Raw genomic sequence first — 18,849 nt, 5'->3', positions numbered from 1 at the left:
TTGAAAAAATTAATCCAATTGTTCGTAACGATTTTTCTAATCTCGGGTGTCATCCTGTTTGCTTTGAACCGCTTAAACGCGACACAAGGCTATTCCGGGGGAAATGTCTTGAATATTTACAACTGGGGGGATTACATCGACCCGGACTTAATCGATCAGTTTGAAGAAGAGTCAGGAATTAAAGTCGTCTATCAGACATTCGACTCGAACGAAGCGATGTTGACGAAGATTGAGCAAGGAGGGACGACGTATGATATCGCCGTTCCTTCAGATTATGCGATTGCGAAGATGATTGAAGAAAATCTCGTCATCCCGATTGATCAATCGAAAATTCCGAATCTCAAGCATATCGATGATCGTTTCCTTGATTTGCCGTTCGACCCGGGCAATCAGTATTCAATCCCGTATTTTTGGGGGACGGTCGGCATCGTCTACAATCAAAAACTGCTGGATGGAAAAGAACCAACGAGTTGGGAAGATTTATGGGACCCTGCCTTTAAAAATCAAATCTTATTAGCGGACGGAGCCCGTGAAGTGATGGGGATGAGTCTAAACAGTCTCGGTTATTCATTGAACGAAACGGACGAAGATAAGCTGCAGGAAGCAAAAGCGAACTTGATGGACTTGACGCCGAACGTCAAAGCGATCGTTGGAGATGAAATCAAGCTACTGCTCGCAAACGAAGAAGCTGGAATCGGGGTCGTCTGGTCCGGTGATGCCAATGAAATCATGAGTGAAAATGAAGACTTGAACTACGTCATCCCGTCAGAAGGATCGAACGTTTGGTTTGATAATGTCGTCATTCCAAAAACGGCGGAAAACGTCGAAGGGGCACATGCGTTCATCAACTTCATGTTGCGCCCGGACATCGCTGCGAAGAATACGGATTATGTCGGCTACTCGACACCGAACAAAGATGCTTTAAAACTCCTCGACGCAGAGGTACGGGAAGACGAACGGTTCTATCCGGATAAAGCTGTGACGGATACACTCGAAGTCTACAAAAACTTGGGGAAAAAGATGCTTGCCCATTACAATGAATTATTCTTAGAGTTTAAAATGCATAAAAAATAACAAAGGACTGGTATCCCACGGATACCAGCCTTTTTTAAAATATTTTTCTAAAAAATGTATGGAAGATGAGTATTTTTTGAGAAATGGGGGAATGAGTTATTTAACAAAGCAATTTTAGGAGGTAACACCATGAAACGAATCTTAGGACTTATCTTAACAGCAGCTCTTGCCGTCAGCGTCGTGTCAGGCACTTCATATAATCAATCAGCAGAAGCAACGAAACCAACGGATGTCAATTGGCTTCAACATATTAAGAAGAACGCCGGTTATGCTAAGTCACTCGACAAAAACGTTAAACTTAACCGAACGACACTCGCACAGGTACATAGTGCATATAAAGGTGAAAAAAATTCGAACTGGTGCCAAAGTGGTAATGGGCTTATGACACCCGATCGTTCCGTTCATTATTGTTCGACGTATGGAGTAAAGGACAGTAAAGCAAAAGTTTCAGCAATCGTATATGATCCGAAAATGGTCAAACGTACGATTTCTGTCAAGGAAGTAAAAAAAGCGTATCCAACTGCTAAGCTTGATCCAATGTTCAACACGATGACCGTTTCAGCGAAAAAGGTCAACATTTATCTAAATTTAAATTCTGACCGTACACAAGTCATGTCAATTCTAGTAAAATATAACTAATGAGAAAAAGGATGACCTTATAGGCCATCCTTTTTATTTAACCTTTTTATAGACCGGCACGAGATGGTCGTAGGTATTTCGAATCAATTCAAGTAATGCATCATGGGACATTGTGCTGACTTTTTGGGCGGAAACATGCCGTCCGATTAAAAATTCAGCTTTTTTTACATCACGAAAACGAACTAATCCTTGTTCAAGGTTTGCATCAGTCACACGAACTGCTTCTTTTTTCATGTGATCGTAGGAAATGACGAAGTCCTCCGGTAAGTCCTGTAACAAATTTTTTTGCTCGAGAAGTTGTGTCGCGTATTGTTGTTTATTAGGAAGCTCGTAGATATAAGCGAGCCAAATGAACAAATGATCATCAAAGAGTCCGACTTGGAAATGCGGATGTTTTTTATAACCACGTTTGTTTGGAGAAAACGCCATCCACGTATCATTAGGCGGGTTTACCTTGCGTCTTGCATGTTGTGCGATGTGCACATACATATCCTCTGCGAGATTGACTGTCAAATCGGGTGAGACTTCAGCGCCGATCTGCCGAAAAACAGGTTGTATCCGTTCCCGGATTGCTTCCATCCGGTTTTCTAACCCTTCGATTTCAAACGCTTCGAAGGCTTCCTTTGTAAATTGAGTACTCATGTATTCATCACCTCTGCTTATAGTGTAACAAATGAGCCGCTGAAAAAGATGATTGAAGTTTTTTTAGATGCAATGCAGTGCCCGTAAAAATAAAAAATATTTTAGGAAGGGGAACTCAACATGCGTCGTTTTCAACAATATCTCCTTCGAAGCTGGGTCGTGTTCTTTATCGTCGTGATTGTTATTGATGTTATCGCGAGAGCAGACGGATACAGCCTCAGCATCGATTACTTTACATTCTTTTTGGTAGTAGCGTTATCGACGATTTTTGTCGTCGACCCGGTTCGTCGAAGACATATGAGTTTTACGTTCCACTTTGGTTTTGTCCTGTATACCTTTTTAACATACGGATTGTTATCAGCGATTTGTGTCGGACAATTGACGATGCTGATTTACCAATTGCGTTCATTTCATACGGCAATCGGACGACGGCGTATGCTGCACAATTATCCATTCAACGTCACGCTTGAACTCTTATTGATTTTGCCGGCAGGTTTAGCCTACAATGCGCTCGGTGGAACACACGGTTCGGATTTTTCACTCATCGGGAATATCGTACCGCTCGTGACGATGGTCGTCATCATGTGGGTCGTCCTCTTGTTCCAATATACATTGTCGAACTTCTTACTCGGAGAGAATATCCCGAGCAGCGTCATGATCCCGTTGCTACGTTTTGAAGCAGTCGTCATTACGGCAGAACTGTTATTTGGAGTTTTTAGTACCTTGATGGCCCAAAACAATGGAATCAGTGCATTGGTCATGACTGCATTTGCATTATTCATCATCAAACGTGCGCTCGGCAGCTCAGTTCATGCGAGTGACCGGATTGAACACTGGGAACAGATTGAGCGTCTAAAAGAAGCAGCGTGGCAGGACGGGGATTCCCAGTTCATCATCGAACGCTACTTAAAACAACTCAATCAATTCGTTAAACCTGACATCGCCTGGATAAAGTTTGATTTTGGAGAAGGAAAGACAGTCTATTATTCGCTGAAAGATGGACGGAAATTAAAAGCGGATCACGTCGAAGGAATCATCATCGAAGAATTGATTGAAAAAGAGGAAGTTCTCCTTTACGGCATGCAACAGGAGTGGGACATTCGCCTCTACGATTGTCTTCCTGAAGAAACACAATCGATTTTGTTCATCAAACCGGAAGCGACGGAAACCATCAATTGCTCGTTATTTTTAGCATCGGAAGCAAGTGGTGAATTCACGACAGATTTTGGTTATGAGCTGTATCGTGCATTACGTGTGTTATCCTGGGCCGTTGAACGGGCCCAAGAACGACAACATCTTTTAACCGATAGCCGGACAGACGCCATGACAAAATTACCGAACTACCGTGCCTTGCAAGAGTGGGGCGATCGACGAATCAAGCAAAAGGATTTGTATCCGTTCTCGGCATTGATGATCGACTTGGATCACTTCAAGCAAATCAATGATACCCATGGTCACGAAATCGGAGATGTTGTATTGTTCGAGGTCGCTAAACTCTTGATGCAGGCGACACGCATCACAGACCTTGTCGCGCGGTACGGTGGGGAAGAGTTCGTCGTGTTATTACCGAATACGGACATCGAATCGGCACGAATCGTTGCAGAGCGCATCCGTGAGACACTACACGCCAATCCAATCGAAGTATCCGGTCATTCGTTAGAAATCACCGCAAGCATCGGAATCGATACGCTGAAAGAGTTAGGCGATCTTGCGAGCCTGATTCGAAATGCAGACCGTGCGATGTACGTAGGGGCTAAATTCCAGGGGCGTGACCGCGTTGCGTCATACCAAGAGTGGAAAGAAAAAGTGATTTAATATAACGGTGCTGACTCATAAGTGTAGCCAAAACAATCTTTCTGACAGACGTTTTCGTCCTACATCAAATCAAGTGGCCGATGCTTCCATCTTTTCACGGAAGCATCGGCCATTACTATTAAACATAAAACAGACCAGTCGAGGTGTCGACTGGTCTGTTTAGCGTGTGAACTATAAAATAGGAAGAAAATGAATGCACTAGACTGATTATTGCGCTTGTTGGTTACTCATACGGATTTCACTCTCGATCGCATGAATAGCGGCTGACCATGAACCATAGCGGTGGAGCAATGCTTTTGTAGAGGGTTTGTTGTTTCGCTTCGCCCACTCACGGTAAGCTTCAAAAGACAATGAGAATCCGACTTCTTCAATTGCTTGTCGAAGTGATGCCGCAAGCTCAGCTTTCGAATACGTGACGCTTGCTTCGAGTCCTGCTGCTGTACAGGCATCATGCCAAGAACCAAACATCTTCACGATATGATAGTGGCTCGGTGCATGGTGGACCGACTTCCGCCAAATTTGGTACTTCTTCAAGGTAATCGTCGAACCGACATCTTTCGCATACCGGTGGAAAGAATTCAGAATTTCATCTTTCGTATATTTCGGTGCCCGCTCCAGCTCTTCCGGTTGCTGATCGATATGCCATTCAAAACCTGCGGCAGATAAAGCTTCCGGCCACGAACCGAATTGACGGATGATGTTTTCAGGTAATGGCCAACCATGTATAACGGCATAGCGGCGGTAGATCGTCCGGCGTGGCCGGTCTTGAATCAGTTCGCCGACTGCACGGATGGCTTCAATCATCTCGATTTGTTCTTCTGTGAATGTTTGTTGACTCGTCAGTACACGTTGCTTCAAAGATGAGTCCTCCTTCCTAAATAATCGTAGTGTTGAGGCAAAAGTCCTCTATATAGAATGTATCGGCACTTTTTCATTAAATCTGAAGAATTACCGCGAATTATTGTAAAAAAAAGTGAATTTAGTTTCTTCTGCATAAGTATAAATGGAAGTAATACAAATGAAAACAGAATGTTACCACTTTTTAATCAATATTTAAAAAACAGTACATTCGCCCCATATGGAAAAAAAGACCAGACCCGCGTAAAGCGAGGCTGGCCTTTAGAAATCTTGTATGCTTATCTTCCTTCGATGTATGTCCATTTGAACGAAGTATCCGCTCCGACTTTATGGTTGACGATCCCTTTAACGTAAGGTTTACGTAAGAGGGAAGCACCGCGTTGGTACATGACAGAGATTGCTTGATCGTCTTCGAGTAAGATTTTTTCAGCATCCTTCAGTGACTGCCAGCGTGTTTCGGCATTCGCGTCTTTCATTGCAGATTTGATGAGTGAATCGTACTTTTCGCTTGAGTACTTACCACGGTTGTACGGTCCACCAGTCATCCACATATCGAGGAACGTCATCGGATCCTGGTAGTCAGGTCCCCAACCAGCGAATGAAAGTTCGAATTCACCTTTCGATTCAAGATCTAATTTGTTTTTGAATGGCTGCTGCTTGATTGTTACTTCAAGACCAGGAAGGTTTTTCTCCCATTCACCTTTGAGGTATTCAGAGATTTTTTTCGAGTTGTCATCATCATATGAGAGAAGCTCGAGTTTAACTTTGTCTTTGCCTTCTGCTTTTAGACCTTTCTCGAATGATGCTTTTGCAGATGAAGCATCGAATGAACCGAAGCCTTCGTTGCCGTCGCGGAAGTCTTTTCCGTCCGGACCATTTGCGAATTCTTGCGGGACATAGTAGTATGCCGGGATTGAACCGTTGTTTAAGAGGACTTTCGCCATTTGTTCTTTGTCATATCCTGAGTCGATCGCTTTACGGATATCTTTATTTTTGAGCAATTCGTTTTTGAAGTTCATTTGGATATAGTACATCGATGCATCGAGACGTGTTTGGAAATCTTCATCATCTTTATATTGATCGACGAATTCGCTTGTCAAACCGACTGTATCGATGTCACCTTTTTCGTACAGGTTGACAGCCGTTGAAACTTCTTTAACGACTTTGTAGTTAACTTCTTCAAGTTTAACTGCGTCAGCATCCCAATACTGATCGTTCTTTTTGTATGACCAACCGACTTCTGTTTTCCAGTCCGTTAGTTGGAATGGACCGTTGTAAAGGAAGTTTTCAGGATCTTTCGCGAAATCTTTACCTTTTTCTTCGACGAATTCCTGCTTAAGCGGCATGAATGAACCGAATCCAGTCAAGGCTTTGAAGTAGTCTGCAGGTTGTGTCAACTTAACTTCGAGTGTCTTGTCATCCACTGCTTTGACACCGACATCTTCCGCTTTCCCTTTACCAGTGTTGTAGCCTTCCGCTCCATCGATGACATACATGATATAAGCATATTGCGAACCGCTATCAGGATCGAGGACACGTTTCCAAGCATATTCGAAGTCTTTTGCTGTGACATCGCTGCCGTCAGACCATTTTGAATCGCGTAATTTGAATGTGTATGTAAGTCCATCTTCCGAGACGTCAACACTTTCTGCAACACCTGGTGTTGGCTCTTGGTTTTCATCAAGACGGAAGAGACCTTCTTGAACGTTGTTTAAAACTGTGAAAGAAACAGAGTCTGTCGCGACTGTCGGGCTAAGTGCCGGGATGTCTGATCCGCTTGTTAAATTCAAGACTTGCTTGTCATCTGATTTTGCAGTGTCTTTCGAGCCGGATGTGTCTTTCGAGTCATCTGTTGATGAACAAGCTGCCAAGCTTGATCCTGCGATTGTTAGTGCACCAACGAGTGCGAGTGTTTTTTTCTTCTTCATAATGATAAGTTCCCTCCCAAGAATAAATATATATGATGACAAAATGAGTACCCGATAGTTAGAGCGATCCGGTGTCCTACGAAAAAAATAAGAGGGGTCATCGCCTTTTACTTTTGTTGAAGGAAAGCACCGAATCAACTTGTTTCTAATAATAAATACAATATTCAGAAAAATCAATAGAATATTTTCAGATTATTTCAAAAACATTAAAAATATGAGCAATACCAAGGTTTTTTATGTGAAAAAAATTTTGAAAGGATAAAATTGGTAGCGATAAAATGATTGTAAAATTAAAAAACACGCTACATCCGTAACGTGGTCAGCGTGTAGACAAAGTGATATCGGAAGATGAAAGCGTCTTTTTTCGTTGCTTTCCTCGGGCGAGGCGCAAGCCGTTGCTCCTTGATCCTAACGGACAACGAGCAGGGGCTTGTCTGCCTCTGCAAGTCGCGTTAAAAACGCACTTTTTCCCGTAGGAGTCAACGAAACGTGACGCTTTTCAGGTAATACCGTGACAGAAATCCAGGCATGGAGACGGTTTAGAGCGCAATCCGTTTCGAATCGCTTAGAACCGCGACCGATTGCCGCTTTGAAGACGAGGCGAGACAGGGAAGCGCGTACTTTGCCGCTCGTTATAGCATATTCACTCTTCATAAGAGTTTGTCTACATTGAAACAGGCTACATCAGTAACGTGTTTTTCTTTTTAATCAAGTGATTTTACGTAGTTTAAGGCTTCAGAAACATGATCTTTAACTTTAACGCTCCGCCATTCTTGGATTAATTCACCCGCCTCATCAACTAAAAATGTTGAACGGACGATCCCGTAATATTCCTTACCGTAGTTCTTTTTGAGTTGCCAGACCCCATACTGTTCGCAGACCGTATGATCGACATCAGAGAGAAGTTGAAACGGAAGTTCATATTTTGAGATAAAGTTTTGATGCCGTTTTTGACTGTCAGCGGAGATCCCGAGGATGACGGTATTTTCAGCCGCGAAGGCGTCCGTCGCGTCACGGAAGTCACAGGCTTCCGTCGTACAACCCGGTGTCGAGTCCTTCGGATAGAAGTAGAGAATGACTTTCTTACCACGATAATCGGCGAGTGAAATGTCTTCGCCTGTAGCGTTCGGTAACGTAAATGTCGGTGCGTTCATAAAAGAGTCCTCCTTTAACCTAGTTCCATGTTCAGTTGATCAGCGTACTTTCCGAGTTTCTTTTGTAAGCTTTCCTTTAATGGGTCAAGTGCAATTAAATATTTTTCGTAGTCTGTTCCGGCCTTCGCAGTTTTGAGTAATAGATCTTGTTCATCGACATACCAGTCCGCGTAATCGGAATAGTAATCGACTAATACTTCGGGATTGCCTTCGTTGCCGAGTGCCATACCGTAAATCATTAAGATGTTACTGTTCATCTCGAGTGCCATATAGTCGGTCTGGGCATTGACGCGTGTGAACACTTTATCCTGTTCATCTTCCGGTGTGTTCCCGACGGCTTCCGCTGCTTTGGCATTGACACCGTATTCGTCTGCATTAAATGAATCAAACATCTCAGCGAGCGTCGTGAAGACGGCTGGTTCAAAGGTCGTTGGTACGATGACAGCTTTCCATTCCCCATCTTTTTTCAGAAATAACTTCGACGCACGGTTTGGGAGCGCTGATCCATCCGCATCATTGAACTCGTGGATGATATAGGCGACGTCGCCTTGTTGGAAGCTTTTAACGACCTTGCCAGGCGTGACGTTCAGGTTTTTAGCACCAATCGCTGGTGCGCGTAACGGTTCGGACTCACCCGTGTACTCAATCTTAGCGAGTGCTTTCGCATCAGCTGATCCCGTTTTCCCTAACGTATCTTGATAGGCTTGATAGACATCAAGAACGGCTTGATCGGCTTGCGCGACTTGTTTCGTTTCCGTCGTCTTCGGGGATTCAGTATCTGTAGAGGAAGTGGAATCGTTCCCACATCCGACTAACAGAATGCTCGTTGATAGTAGAGCTGTGATTAATCGTTTCATATAGGACCTCCTAAATCAGAATCAACAGGAATGATGGAATGAAGTGTTTACTGTCTTCACCATACAGGATATTCGCTTTTTTGAGTAGGAAATAGGTACACTAGTCTAAAGGGGAGTGGATAAAACATGAAAATTCACGTAACGGATGAAGCATTACAATACTTTAAAGATGAGATGGAAGCGAAGGAAGGCGACACGATTCGCTTTTTCGCGAAATACGGCGGATCGACGGATTTGACACAAGGATTTTCGGTCGGTGTCCATATGGAAGAAGTCGAACGGGCAGCTGTTGAAGAAGTCGTGGACGGGATTCATTTCGTCGTCTCCGATCAAGATGAGTGGTTGTTCCAGGAGCAGGACGTCAAGGTCTCAATCCAAAACGAAGAGATCGTCTTTTCCCAAGCAACTGAATAATTCGAGCGAAACGTGAGCGGGAGAACGCAGCCTGCTCATTTTTTTTGACTAGAATAATTGTAAGCGGCGTCATGCTTCTGTACAATGGAGAATGTAAGCGATTAAAAGTATGTATAAAGGGGGAATAGAGATGATTCCGTACAAACACGAACCATTCACGGACTTCTCACAAGAAGCGAACAAGAAAGCGTTCGAGGAGGCACTTGCACTCGTATCGCAAGAGCTAGGAAAAGATTATCCGCTCGTCATCGGGGGCAAACATGTGACGACGGAAGATAAAATCGTTTCGGTCAATCCGGCAAACAAAGAAGAGATCGTCGGACGTGTCTCAAAAGCGACACAAGCACACGCAGAGGATGCGATGCAGGCAGCTGTCACAGCATTCGAAACGTGGAAATTCGTCAATCCGAGTGTTCGTGCGGACGTCCTGTTCAAAGCGGCGAACATCATCCGTAAACGCAAACATGAATTCTCGGCTTACCTCGTCAAAGAAGCTGGGAAACCATGGAACGAAGCAGATGCGGATACAGCAGAAGCAATCGATTTCCTTGAATATTATGCACGTCAGATGCTCGTCTTAAAAGACGGCAAAAAAGTCGAGAGTCGTCCGGGTGAATACAACCGTTACGATTACATCCCACTCGGTGTCGGGGTCATCATCTCACCATGGAACTTCCCACTCGCGATCATGGCAGGGACTGCGGTTGCGGCAATCGTCGCCGGAAACCCGATTCTCTTGAAACCGGCATCGACGACACCAGTCGTCGCTGCTAAATTCGTTGAAGTCATGGAGCAGGCAGGTCTTCCGGCTGGCGTCTTGAACTTCATCCCGGGACCAGGGGCAGAAGTCGGGGATTACCTCGTCGACCACCCGAAAACACGTTTCATCAGCTTCACAGGCTCACGTGATGTCGGTCTCCGGATTAACGAACGTGCTTCGAAATTAAATGACGGTCAAATCTGGCTCAAACGTGTCATCGCAGAGATGGGCGGAAAAGACACGATGGTCATCGATGAGTCAGCCGATCTTGATTACGCGGCAGACATGATCACAAAAGCAGCATTCGGCTTCTCAGGTCAAAAATGTTCAGCATGTTCACGTGTCGTCGCACTCGACTCTGTCTACGACGAGTTACTCGAAAAAGTTGTTGCGAATACAGCAAAACTGAGCATCGGGAACCCGGTCGACGTGACGAACAACGTCGGTCCTGTCATCGATGCAGCGGCATTCAAAAAAATCACGTCGTACTTCGATATCGCAAAACAAGAAGGACGGATTGCAGCAGGCGGAACGGCTGACGATTCAACAGGCTTCTTCGTCTCACCAACGGTCGTCGCGGACGTTCAACCGACGGATCGTTTGATGCAAGAAGAAATCTTCGGACCGGTCGTTGCGTTCACGAAAGCGAAAGACTTTAAAGAAGCAATCGCGATCGCGAACAACACGGAGTACGGTTTGACAGGGGCAGTCATCACACAAGACCGGACAAACCAAGAGTACGCACGGGCGAACTTCCATGTCGGGAACCTCTATTTCAACCGTGGTTGTACAGGCGCAATCGTCGGGTACCAACCGTTTGGTGGCTTCAACATGTCAGGAACGGATTCAAAAGCCGGTGGACCGGATTATTTAACACTCCACTTGCAAGCAAAAACGACTTCAGAAATGTTCTGAATTAGTGTTTAATAGATGAAACGGGTATGCGACCTGCATATCCGTTTTTTTATACACCATAGAAAAGGGGGAGCAAGGATGAACGGAATGTGGTTAGCGATTTTACTGTATCTCGGTCTGATGGTGACGCTTGGCGTGATGGCGTATTACCGGACGAAAAACATGAATGATTATATGCTTGGAGGACGTACGATCGGGCCCGTCGTCACTGCACTCTCAGCCGGAGCAAGCGATATGAGCGGGTGGTTGTTGATGGGATTGCCGGGTGCGATGTTTGCAACTGGTCTGTCCAGTGGATGGATCGTGATCGGCCTATTGCTCGGAGCTTATGCAAACTGGGTGCTTGTTGCGCCACGTCTGCGGGCGTATACGGCGCATGCGGGCGACGCCATCACGATTCCCGACTATTTCGAAAAACGATTCCATGACAAAAGTGGTGTGTTGCGTACAGTTTCAGCTGGAGTTATCTTAATATTCTTTATAATGTACGCATCGAGCGGGTTTGTCGCCGGCGGTCGGCTGTTTGAAGCGGTCTTCGGTTTAGAGTACACGACGGGTCTTTGGATTTTAGCAGGCGTCGTCATCGCCTACGTGTTCCTTGGCGGATTCCTCGCCGTCAGTTGGACGGATGTCGTCCAAGGGATGATCATGGTCATCGCACTCTTGATTGTTCCGGGTGTCGCCCTTTCACTGAGCGGCGGGATCAATGAGACGCTCGAGACGATTCGGACGACGGATGGTTCAAAACTTGAACTGTTTAAAGGAACGACGATTATCGGCATCATCTCCTTACTCGCTTGGGGACTCGGCTACTTTGGTCAGCCGCACATCATCGTCCGTTTCATGGCGATACGTAACTTGAGTGAAATGAAGTCGGCCCGCCGGATTGGGATGGTTTGGATGACCTTCTCCATCATCGGCGCGATGGTGACAGGATTATTCGGTTATGCGTACTTTACGCAACAGGCGATTGAGCTGAACAACCCGGAGAACGTCTTCATTCAGCTTTCGCGTGATCTATTCCCGGGCTTCATTACCGGTCTCTTACTCGCAGCGTTACTCGCTGCCATCATGTCGACGATTTCGACACAGCTACTCGTCTCTTCGAGTGCTGCGACCAATGACTTTTATCAACGCTTCATGAAGCGGACGCCTTCAGACAAAGAGTTGATGCTCGTCGGTCGTATCATGGTGCTGGCGGTTGCCTTACTTGCCATTGCGTTATCGTTCGGCGCACAAAAATCGATTTTGACACTCGTCGGGTACGCGTGGGCAGGATTCGGTTCTGCTTTTGGTCCGGTCGTCTTGTTCAGCTTACTGTGGCGCCGGATGAACAAAGCGGGAGCACTCGCTTCGATGCTGACGGGATCCGTCGTCGTCATCGCCTGGATTTTAGTCAAACTGTACGTGAAGGATTTACCGTTCTATATTTCGGAGATGTATGAAATGATTCCTGCATTCCTCGCGTCGACGATTGCACTCGTTGTCGTCAGTCTGGCGACGGCTGAACCAAGTGAAGCGGTCTACCGTGAGTTTGATGAAGTAAAGGCGCAGTTGAAAGGTGTCGAACCAGAGCGGAAAATCGTGTAAGTGAACAGCAGGTCATGTAAGGACTGAACTCAGACTGTAGACAACGTGCTATCGGGAGATCAAGCGTCTTTTCCCGTAGGAGTCAACGAAACGTGATGCTTTTTAGGTGATACCGTGACGGAAAGCCGGGTATGCAGGCAGTTTAGGGCGCAATTCGTCTTGAATTGCCGTGAAGACGAGTCAAGACGGGGAAGCGCAGTAAGACAGTATGCGAATAGATAAGCTTCAATCTTCATCAGCGTTTGTCTACAATCTGATCGAAGTTCACTTGAATGTGAACTTCGATTTTTTTTGTGGTTAGAATGCGCGGTCAAAAAGAATGGTAGATGGCTTGATTTCAGGACTGAATGATTCAGTTTACTTTGTTAATAAGTATTTCCGTGAAGCATGTATGTTGCCTGAAGGAAAGAAAAGCGTATACTTGCAACTAAAGAGAGGTGTTCAATATGGTCAGTCAACCGGTAGCACCGGTCGAACGATTGAAAAAAAGACAATTTATCGGTCCGGCCTTTGTTGCCGCCGTCGCGTACCTCGACCCGGGGAACTTTGCGACGAACATGACGGCCGGCGCCCAGTACGGATTTTTATTACTTTGGATCATCGTCGCAGCGAACTTGATGGCGGTCGTCATCCAAACGTTGTCAGCAAAACTTGGACTCGTCAGTAATATGAGCTTGGCGGAAGTCATCCGGGACGAGCTATCGCCCGTTGCCCGACTGTTTTACTGGGCACAGGCAGAACTCGTCGCCATGGCGACGGATCTCGCGGAATTCGTTGGTGCCGCACTCGGATTTCATTTGTTATTTAATATTGATATGAAAATCGCTGCGCTGTTAACAGCCATCGCGTCGTTCGTCATTCTCGGCTTTGAACGGAAGGGCTTACGCCATTTCGAAGCCGTCATCGCTGGACTGGTCCTCGTCATTGCCGTTGCATTCGCGATCCAAGTCATTCAAGTCGAGCCGAACGTGCGGGACATGGCAGGGGGCTTGATTCCCGGATTCGAGGGAACACCGAGTATCGTCCTTGCTGCCGGGATGTTAGGGGCAACGGTCATGCCGCACGCGATTTATTTGCACTCGGATTTGACGAAACGCCGGATGGGGAAAATTGCGGATAAACGAGGATTGATGAAAATTCAGACGCTCGATATTTGGGCAGCGATGTTAATCGCAGGGGCGGTCAATGGGGCGATGCTCGTCATCGCGGCGACAGTCTTCTTCGGAACCGATCAAAAAGCAGCGACACTTGAAAGTATTTTTTCAGGACTCGGGACATCGCTCGGTGGAACAGCACCGTACTTGTTCGGGGTCGCCTTACTCGTCTCCGGTCTTGCATCATCAAGTGTCGGGACAATGTCCGGCGATGCGATTATGCGTGGGTTCCTAAAGATTGAGATTCCGATTTTCCTTCGTCGGAGCATCACGATGGCACCAGCCATTGTATTGTTGTTATCGGGATTTGATCCGACGCGTGCTTTAATCTGGAGTCAGGTCGCCTTATCGTTCGGGATTCCGTTCGCGCTGATTCCATTGATTCGGGCAACGTCGAGTGGGCGAATCATGGGTGACTTCAAGAACGGGATGAAGATGAAACTCCTTGCCTGGAGTATCGTGACGATCGTCATCATCTTCAATGTCTATTTACTGGTTGATCTCTTAGTTTGAATATTCTGTTATTTTGTTTTGTAAAACAGTCGCACGGGTAATGAATTACTAGAAGCTTTCCGCCCGAAAGCTTTGCTACCCCTATAAGGACGATGGTGCGGACCTCCCCCCGATGCACCATCGTCTTTTTTGTCTGACTAAAAAGTGCTATGATTAGAAATAGTGTAAAATATACTGAAAAAGTTCCGGAGGTGGAATGACATGGCAAATATTAATGAAGAGCAAGTCCGCCACGTGGCGCATTTGGCACGCCTTGCCGTGACAGATGAAGAAGTACAACAATTTACGGTTCAGCTCGAAAAAATTCTCGGTTTTGCTGAGCAATTAAATGAACTTGATACGACAGGTGTCGAACCTACGACGCATGTCCTTGATTTAAAGAACGTCTTACGAAAAGACGAAGTACGTCCATCGCTTCCGCGCACGGAAGTAGAACGACTCGCGCCTGATTGGGAAGCCGGACAAGTCCGCGTCCCAGCAGTGTTCGAATAAGGAGGAGAAAACAGGAATGTCACTTTTTGAGCATGGTGTCAAAAAACTGCATACACTCGTCAAGGATGGCGAAGTGAAAGTATCGGATCTCGTTCAAGAATCGTTTGATCAAATCGATCGTATTGACGGGAAGGTCGGCGCCTTTTTGTCCTTGAATGAAGACGCATTCGAACAAGCAAAACGGATGGATGAGCTCGCAAAACATGAAGCAAACCCATTGTTCGGCTTACCAATCGGTGTGAAAGATAATATCGTCACGAAGGGAATGACGACGACATGCGGCTCGAAATTCCTCGAGAACTTCGTCCCCGCCCACGACGCGACTGTCGTCGAACGTTTACATGAAGCAGGTGCCATCACGATCGGTAAACTGAACATGGATGAATTCGCGATGGGGTCTTCCAATGAGAATTCAGCGTACAAACCGGTCCGTAACCCATGGAATACAAAACACGTTCCAGGCGGATCTTCAGGTGGATCAGCCGCTGCTGTTGCGGCAGGAGAAGTCTTGTTCAGTCTCGGTTCTGATACAGGGGGTTCGATTCGTCAACCGGCTGCCTATTGTGGTGTCGTCGGTTTAAAACCGACGTACGGTCTCGTTTCACGTTTCGGTCTCGTCGCATTCGCGTCATCGCTCGACCAAATCGGTCCATTGACACGGACGGTCGAAGACAACGCCTATTTGCTTAGCGCGATCGCAGGACATTGTGACATGGATTCGACGTCAGCGAACGTCGACCGGATCGATTATACGAAAGCGTTGACAGGTGATATCAAAGGCTTAAAAATCGCCGTTCCAAAAGAATACTTCGGTGAAGGTGTCAGTGAATCTGTGAAAGACAACATTCGTGCAGCCATCAAAAAACTCGAGTCCCTCGGAGCGACGGTCGACGAAGTATCCCTTCCGAACTCGAAGTACGCGCTTGCGACGTATTACTTACTCGCTTCATCAGAAGCCTCATCAAACTTAGCCCGCTTTGACGGGATCCGTTACGGTGTCCGTGCTGAAGCAGATGCACTCGAAGATGTCTTCAAGTATTCACGGGCCCAAGGATTCGGCGACGAAGTAAAACGGCGCATCATGCTTGGAACGTATGCGTTAAGTTCAGGTTATTACGACGCGTATTATAAAAAAGCCCAACAAGCACGGACATTGATTAAAAAAGATTTTGATGACGTCCTCGCGAACTATGATGTCATCATCGGACCGACGGCACCTACACCTGCATTCGAACTCGGTGCACAAAACGATGATCCTGTGACGATGTATGCGAATGATATCTTGACGATTCCAATCAACTTAGCGGGTGTTCCGGCGATTTCGGTCCCGGCAGGTCTCGTCGACGGATTACCAGTCGGTCTACAAATCATCGGAAAACACTTTGACGAGGCGACGATCTATCGTGCGGCGCATGCTTTCGAGCTTGCGACGGGCGGATTCGCGCTTCCGAAGTTATAAGGAGAGTGCGTTATGAACTTTGAAACGGTTATCGGCATCGAGGTCCACGCCGAACTAAATACAAATACAAAAATGTTTTGTGGCTGTGCCCGTGAGTACGGTGCGGAAACAAATACGAAAACTTGTCCGATTTGTCTCGGACACCCGGGTGTCCTTCCGATGGTCAACGAAAAAGCAGTCGAACTCGCGGTTCGTGCGGCAATGGCGCTCAACTGCCACGTCGCCGATCAAACAAAATTCGACCGGAAGAATTACTTCTATCCGGATACGCCGAAAGCCTACCAAATCTCACAATTCGATCAGCCAATCGGGTTTGACGGATTCATCGACGCGGAAGTCGATGGCGAAACAAAACGCTTCCGGATTGAACGGGTCCACTTAGAAGAAGATGCCGGGAAGATGAACCATACGGGTGCCAATCACTCTGTCGTCGACTTTAACCGGACGGGCGCACCTTTGATTGAAATCGTCAGTGAAGCCGACATGCGTTCACCAAAAGAAGCGGTCGCCTACCTCGAACGTTTGAAAGAAGTCCTGCAATACGCAGGCGTCTCGGACGTGAAGATGGAAGAGGGGTCACTACGTTGCGACTGTAACATCTCGGTCCGTCCATACGGGCAAGAGAAGTTCGGAACAAAAACCGAACTGAAGAACCTCAACTCGTTCGGTAACGTCTTAAAAGGACTCGAATTCGAAGAAGACCGTCACCGTAAACTTTTACTGGCGGGTGGCGTCATGCGTCAAGAAACACTTCGGTTTGACGAAGCGAAAAAACAGACTGTCTTGATGCGTGTGAAAGAAGGCGCGTCCGATTACCGGTACTTCCCAGAACCGGATCTCGTCAAGCTCGTCCTCGACGAAGACTGGAAAGAAGCGATTCGTGCCGCGATTCCGGAACTTCCGGATGCACGTCGTGTCCGCTATCAAGAAACGCTCGGTTTATCCGCGTATGACGCGAAACAATTAACCGTCACACGCGAGATGGCTGAGTACTTCGAAGCGACGATTGCTGCCGGTGCAGAACCGAAAGCGGCAGCGAACTGGACAGTCGGTGAAGTACAAGGACACTTGAACAAGTCGAGTGAAACGTTCGAAACAATCAAACTGACACCGGCACGTCTCGCCGAGATGATCGAATTGATTGCCGGCGGAACGATTTCTTCGAAAATCGCGAAACAAGTTTTCGCGGCGACGATCGAACAGGGTGTCGAACCGCGTCAGTATGTCGAAGAACAAGGACTCGCTCAAATTTCTGACGAGGGTCTCTTACGAGGACTGATCGTCGAGATGTTCGAAGCAAATCCGGCTGTCGTCGAAGAACTCGTGGGTGGACGAGACCGGAAAAAAGGTTTCGTCATCGGTCAAATCATGAAGAAAACGAAAGGGATGGCGAATCCGGCCCTCCTCGATCAACTCTTCCATGAAGAACTCGAAAAATTAAAATAATCCTTTAAATCGTAGTAGATGTCCCCATTTTCCGTCTCGTAATCAGGCGGAAAACGGGAACATCTTTTTTTTCGGCTTTGTAATGTAGCAAAACTTCATGTAAAATAAAACAGTTATGTATCAAATGGACCGGTTGATTAAAAAGGAGAAAAACTTATGAGACCTAGAGCGCGAGTGATTTATAACCCGACTTCCGGGAAAGAGATGGTAAAGCGAAATCTGCCGTATATCTTAGACCGGCTTGAAGCAGCGGGTTATGAGACTTCCGTCTATTCGACGAAAGCGGTCGGTGACGCAACACATGAAGCAGCACGGGCCTGTGAAGCTGAATTTGACCTCGTCGTGGCTGCGGGTGGAGATGGAACGTTAAACGAAGTCATCAGTGGGATGGCTGCCTACAAGGTTCGCCCTAAACTGGGTGTCTTGCCTGTCGGGACGACGAATGATTTTGGACGAGCGATGCGGATTCCGTTGACGATTGAAGGCGCGATGGATGTCATCTGCACCGGCTATACGATGCCTGTCGACATTGGGAAGATTGAAGGAACGACGGGTGTTCATTATTTCATCAACATCGCAGGTGGCGGCATCATGACGGAGTTGTCTTACGAGGTTCCGTCAAAACTCAAAACGGCACTCGGACAACTCGCTTATTACGTCAAAGGGATGGAGAAGTTACCACAAATCCGTCCGACGTATGTCGAACTCGAACATGAAAAAGGGACGTTCAAAGGCGAAGTCATGTTGTTTTTGACTTCGAATACGAACTCCGTTGGTGGCTTTGAGAAGCTATCTCCGAATGCGTCACTCAATGATGGACGGTTTGATTTATTCATCTTAAAAAAATGTAATCTTGTCGAACTGATTCGCGTCATGCGTCTCGCCTTAAAAGGGGATCACTTCTCGGATCCTTGTGTCGAGCATGTCACGACTTCATTCGTCCGGATGAAAAATACTTCTGAGATGAGCTTGAACATCGACGGTGAGTTCGGTGGCACCTGTGAAGGGGAGATGACGAATTTACAGTCGCATTTCGATGTCATGACACCGAAGTTCCGGATCGATGAGATGGAACTGATTAATACACAACTACAAGAAACAGAAACAAACCTCGCGTAAGGCGCGGGGTTTTCTAGGAG

At 46.6% G+C, this 18,849-nt stretch carries 17 protein-coding genes; 11 read left to right on the top strand and 6 right to left on the bottom strand.

All coding sequences use genetic code 11. The annotated features are described in order from the left end of the window. Positions 1-12 precede the first annotated feature (12 nt). On the top strand, positions 13-1,074 hold the full coding sequence (locus tag A0126_RS12410) for an ABC transporter substrate-binding protein (protein ID WP_369834793.1): 1,062 nt from the start codon (positions 13-15) through the stop codon (positions 1,072-1,074). A 129-nt stretch (positions 1,075-1,203) separates the two neighbouring features. After that, positions 1,204-1,713 carry a hypothetical protein gene (locus A0126_RS12405; RefSeq protein ID WP_029331533.1) on the top strand — a complete coding sequence of 170 codons (510 nt, stop codon included), beginning with the start codon at positions 1,204-1,206 and terminating at the stop codon, positions 1,711-1,713. Between the two features lie 33 nt (positions 1,714-1,746). Here A0126_RS12405 and A0126_RS12400 read toward each other — a convergent pair whose 3' ends face one another. Then, positions 1,747-2,355 (bottom strand): YktB family protein, encoded by a 609-nt coding sequence (locus A0126_RS12400; protein ID WP_088837842.1) that lies wholly within the window; start codon positions 2,353-2,355, stop codon positions 1,747-1,749. A gap of 120 nt (positions 2,356-2,475) precedes the next feature. Here A0126_RS12400 and A0126_RS12395 point away from each other — a divergent pair, with 120 nt between their 5' ends. After that, a complete protein-coding gene (locus A0126_RS12395; RefSeq protein ID WP_088837841.1) occupies positions 2,476-4,170 on the top strand; it encodes a GGDEF domain-containing protein in 1,695 nt (564 codons plus the stop codon). 207 nt (positions 4,171-4,377) lie between these two features. Here the strand turns inward: A0126_RS12395 and A0126_RS12390 are convergent, their stop codons facing one another. The 5 genes from A0126_RS12390 to A0126_RS12375 all read right to left on the bottom strand — a co-directional run bounded on the left by A0126_RS12390 (position 4,378) and on the right by A0126_RS12375 (position 8,967). Further along, positions 4,378-5,028: a homing endonuclease associated repeat-containing protein gene (locus A0126_RS12390; protein WP_088837840.1), complete on the bottom strand. Its 651-nt coding sequence runs from the start codon at positions 5,026-5,028 to the stop codon at positions 4,378-4,380. Between the two features lie 278 nt (positions 5,029-5,306). Further along, on the bottom strand, positions 5,307-6,956 hold the full coding sequence (locus A0126_RS12385) for a peptide ABC transporter substrate-binding protein (RefSeq protein WP_088837839.1): 1,650 nt from the start codon (positions 6,954-6,956) through the stop codon (positions 5,307-5,309). Positions 6,957-7,364: 408 nt separating this feature from the next. Next, positions 7,365-7,610 (bottom strand): hypothetical protein, encoded by a 246-nt coding sequence (locus A0126_RS19185; protein WP_157898497.1) that lies wholly within the window; start codon positions 7,608-7,610, stop codon positions 7,365-7,367. 50 nt (positions 7,611-7,660) lie between these two features. Further along, complete coding sequence (gene bcp, locus A0126_RS12380) at positions 7,661-8,110, bottom strand: thioredoxin-dependent thiol peroxidase (protein ID WP_088837838.1); 450 nt, start codon at positions 8,108-8,110, stop codon at positions 7,661-7,663. Positions 8,111-8,124: 14 nt separating this feature from the next. Continuing rightward, a complete protein-coding gene (locus A0126_RS12375) occupies positions 8,125-8,967 on the bottom strand; it encodes a hypothetical protein (protein WP_088837837.1) in 843 nt (280 codons plus the stop codon). A gap of 126 nt (positions 8,968-9,093) precedes the next feature. Between A0126_RS12375 and A0126_RS12370 the strand changes: the two genes are divergently transcribed. The 8 genes from A0126_RS12370 to A0126_RS12335 all read left to right on the top strand — a co-directional run bounded on the left by A0126_RS12370 (position 9,094) and on the right by A0126_RS12335 (position 18,829). Continuing rightward, entirely contained in the window at positions 9,094-9,381 is a 288-nt protein-coding gene (locus A0126_RS12370; RefSeq protein WP_088837836.1) for a HesB/YadR/YfhF family protein, read from the top strand. Positions 9,382-9,511: 130 nt separating this feature from the next. Next, on the top strand, positions 9,512-11,056 hold the full coding sequence (pruA, locus tag A0126_RS12365; RefSeq protein WP_029331525.1) for an L-glutamate gamma-semialdehyde dehydrogenase: 1,545 nt from the start codon (positions 9,512-9,514) through the stop codon (positions 11,054-11,056). Between the two features lie 78 nt (positions 11,057-11,134). Beyond that, positions 11,135-12,646: a sodium/proline symporter PutP gene (gene putP, locus A0126_RS12360; protein WP_088837835.1), complete on the top strand. Its 1,512-nt coding sequence runs from the start codon at positions 11,135-11,137 to the stop codon at positions 12,644-12,646. Between the two features lie 446 nt (positions 12,647-13,092). Further along, entirely contained in the window at positions 13,093-14,313 is a 1,221-nt protein-coding gene (locus tag A0126_RS12355) for an Nramp family divalent metal transporter (RefSeq protein WP_088837834.1), read from the top strand. Positions 14,314-14,514: 201 nt separating this feature from the next. Further along, a complete protein-coding gene (gene gatC, locus A0126_RS12350) occupies positions 14,515-14,805 on the top strand; it encodes an Asp-tRNA(Asn)/Glu-tRNA(Gln) amidotransferase subunit GatC (protein ID WP_088837833.1) in 291 nt (96 codons plus the stop codon). 16 nt (positions 14,806-14,821) lie between these two features. Then, entirely contained in the window at positions 14,822-16,264 is a 1,443-nt protein-coding gene (gene gatA, locus A0126_RS12345; protein ID WP_088837832.1) for an Asp-tRNA(Asn)/Glu-tRNA(Gln) amidotransferase subunit GatA, read from the top strand. A 12-nt stretch (positions 16,265-16,276) separates the two neighbouring features. Then, the gene (gene gatB, locus A0126_RS12340; RefSeq protein WP_088837831.1) at positions 16,277-17,710 is read left to right on the top strand and encodes an Asp-tRNA(Asn)/Glu-tRNA(Gln) amidotransferase subunit GatB; all 1,434 of its coding nucleotides are present in this window, start codon (positions 16,277-16,279) and stop codon (positions 17,708-17,710) included. Between the two features lie 156 nt (positions 17,711-17,866). Beyond that, positions 17,867-18,829, top strand: a complete 963-nt coding sequence (locus tag A0126_RS12335) for a diacylglycerol kinase (protein WP_029331519.1) — start codon at positions 17,867-17,869, stop codon at positions 18,827-18,829. The last annotated feature ends 20 nt before the right edge of the window (positions 18,830-18,849 follow it).

Source organism: Exiguobacterium sp. N4-1P, assembly GCF_002214325.1.
Note: the sequence above shows the minus strand (reverse complement) of the source record. Positions and strands in the feature narration are given on the sequence as shown.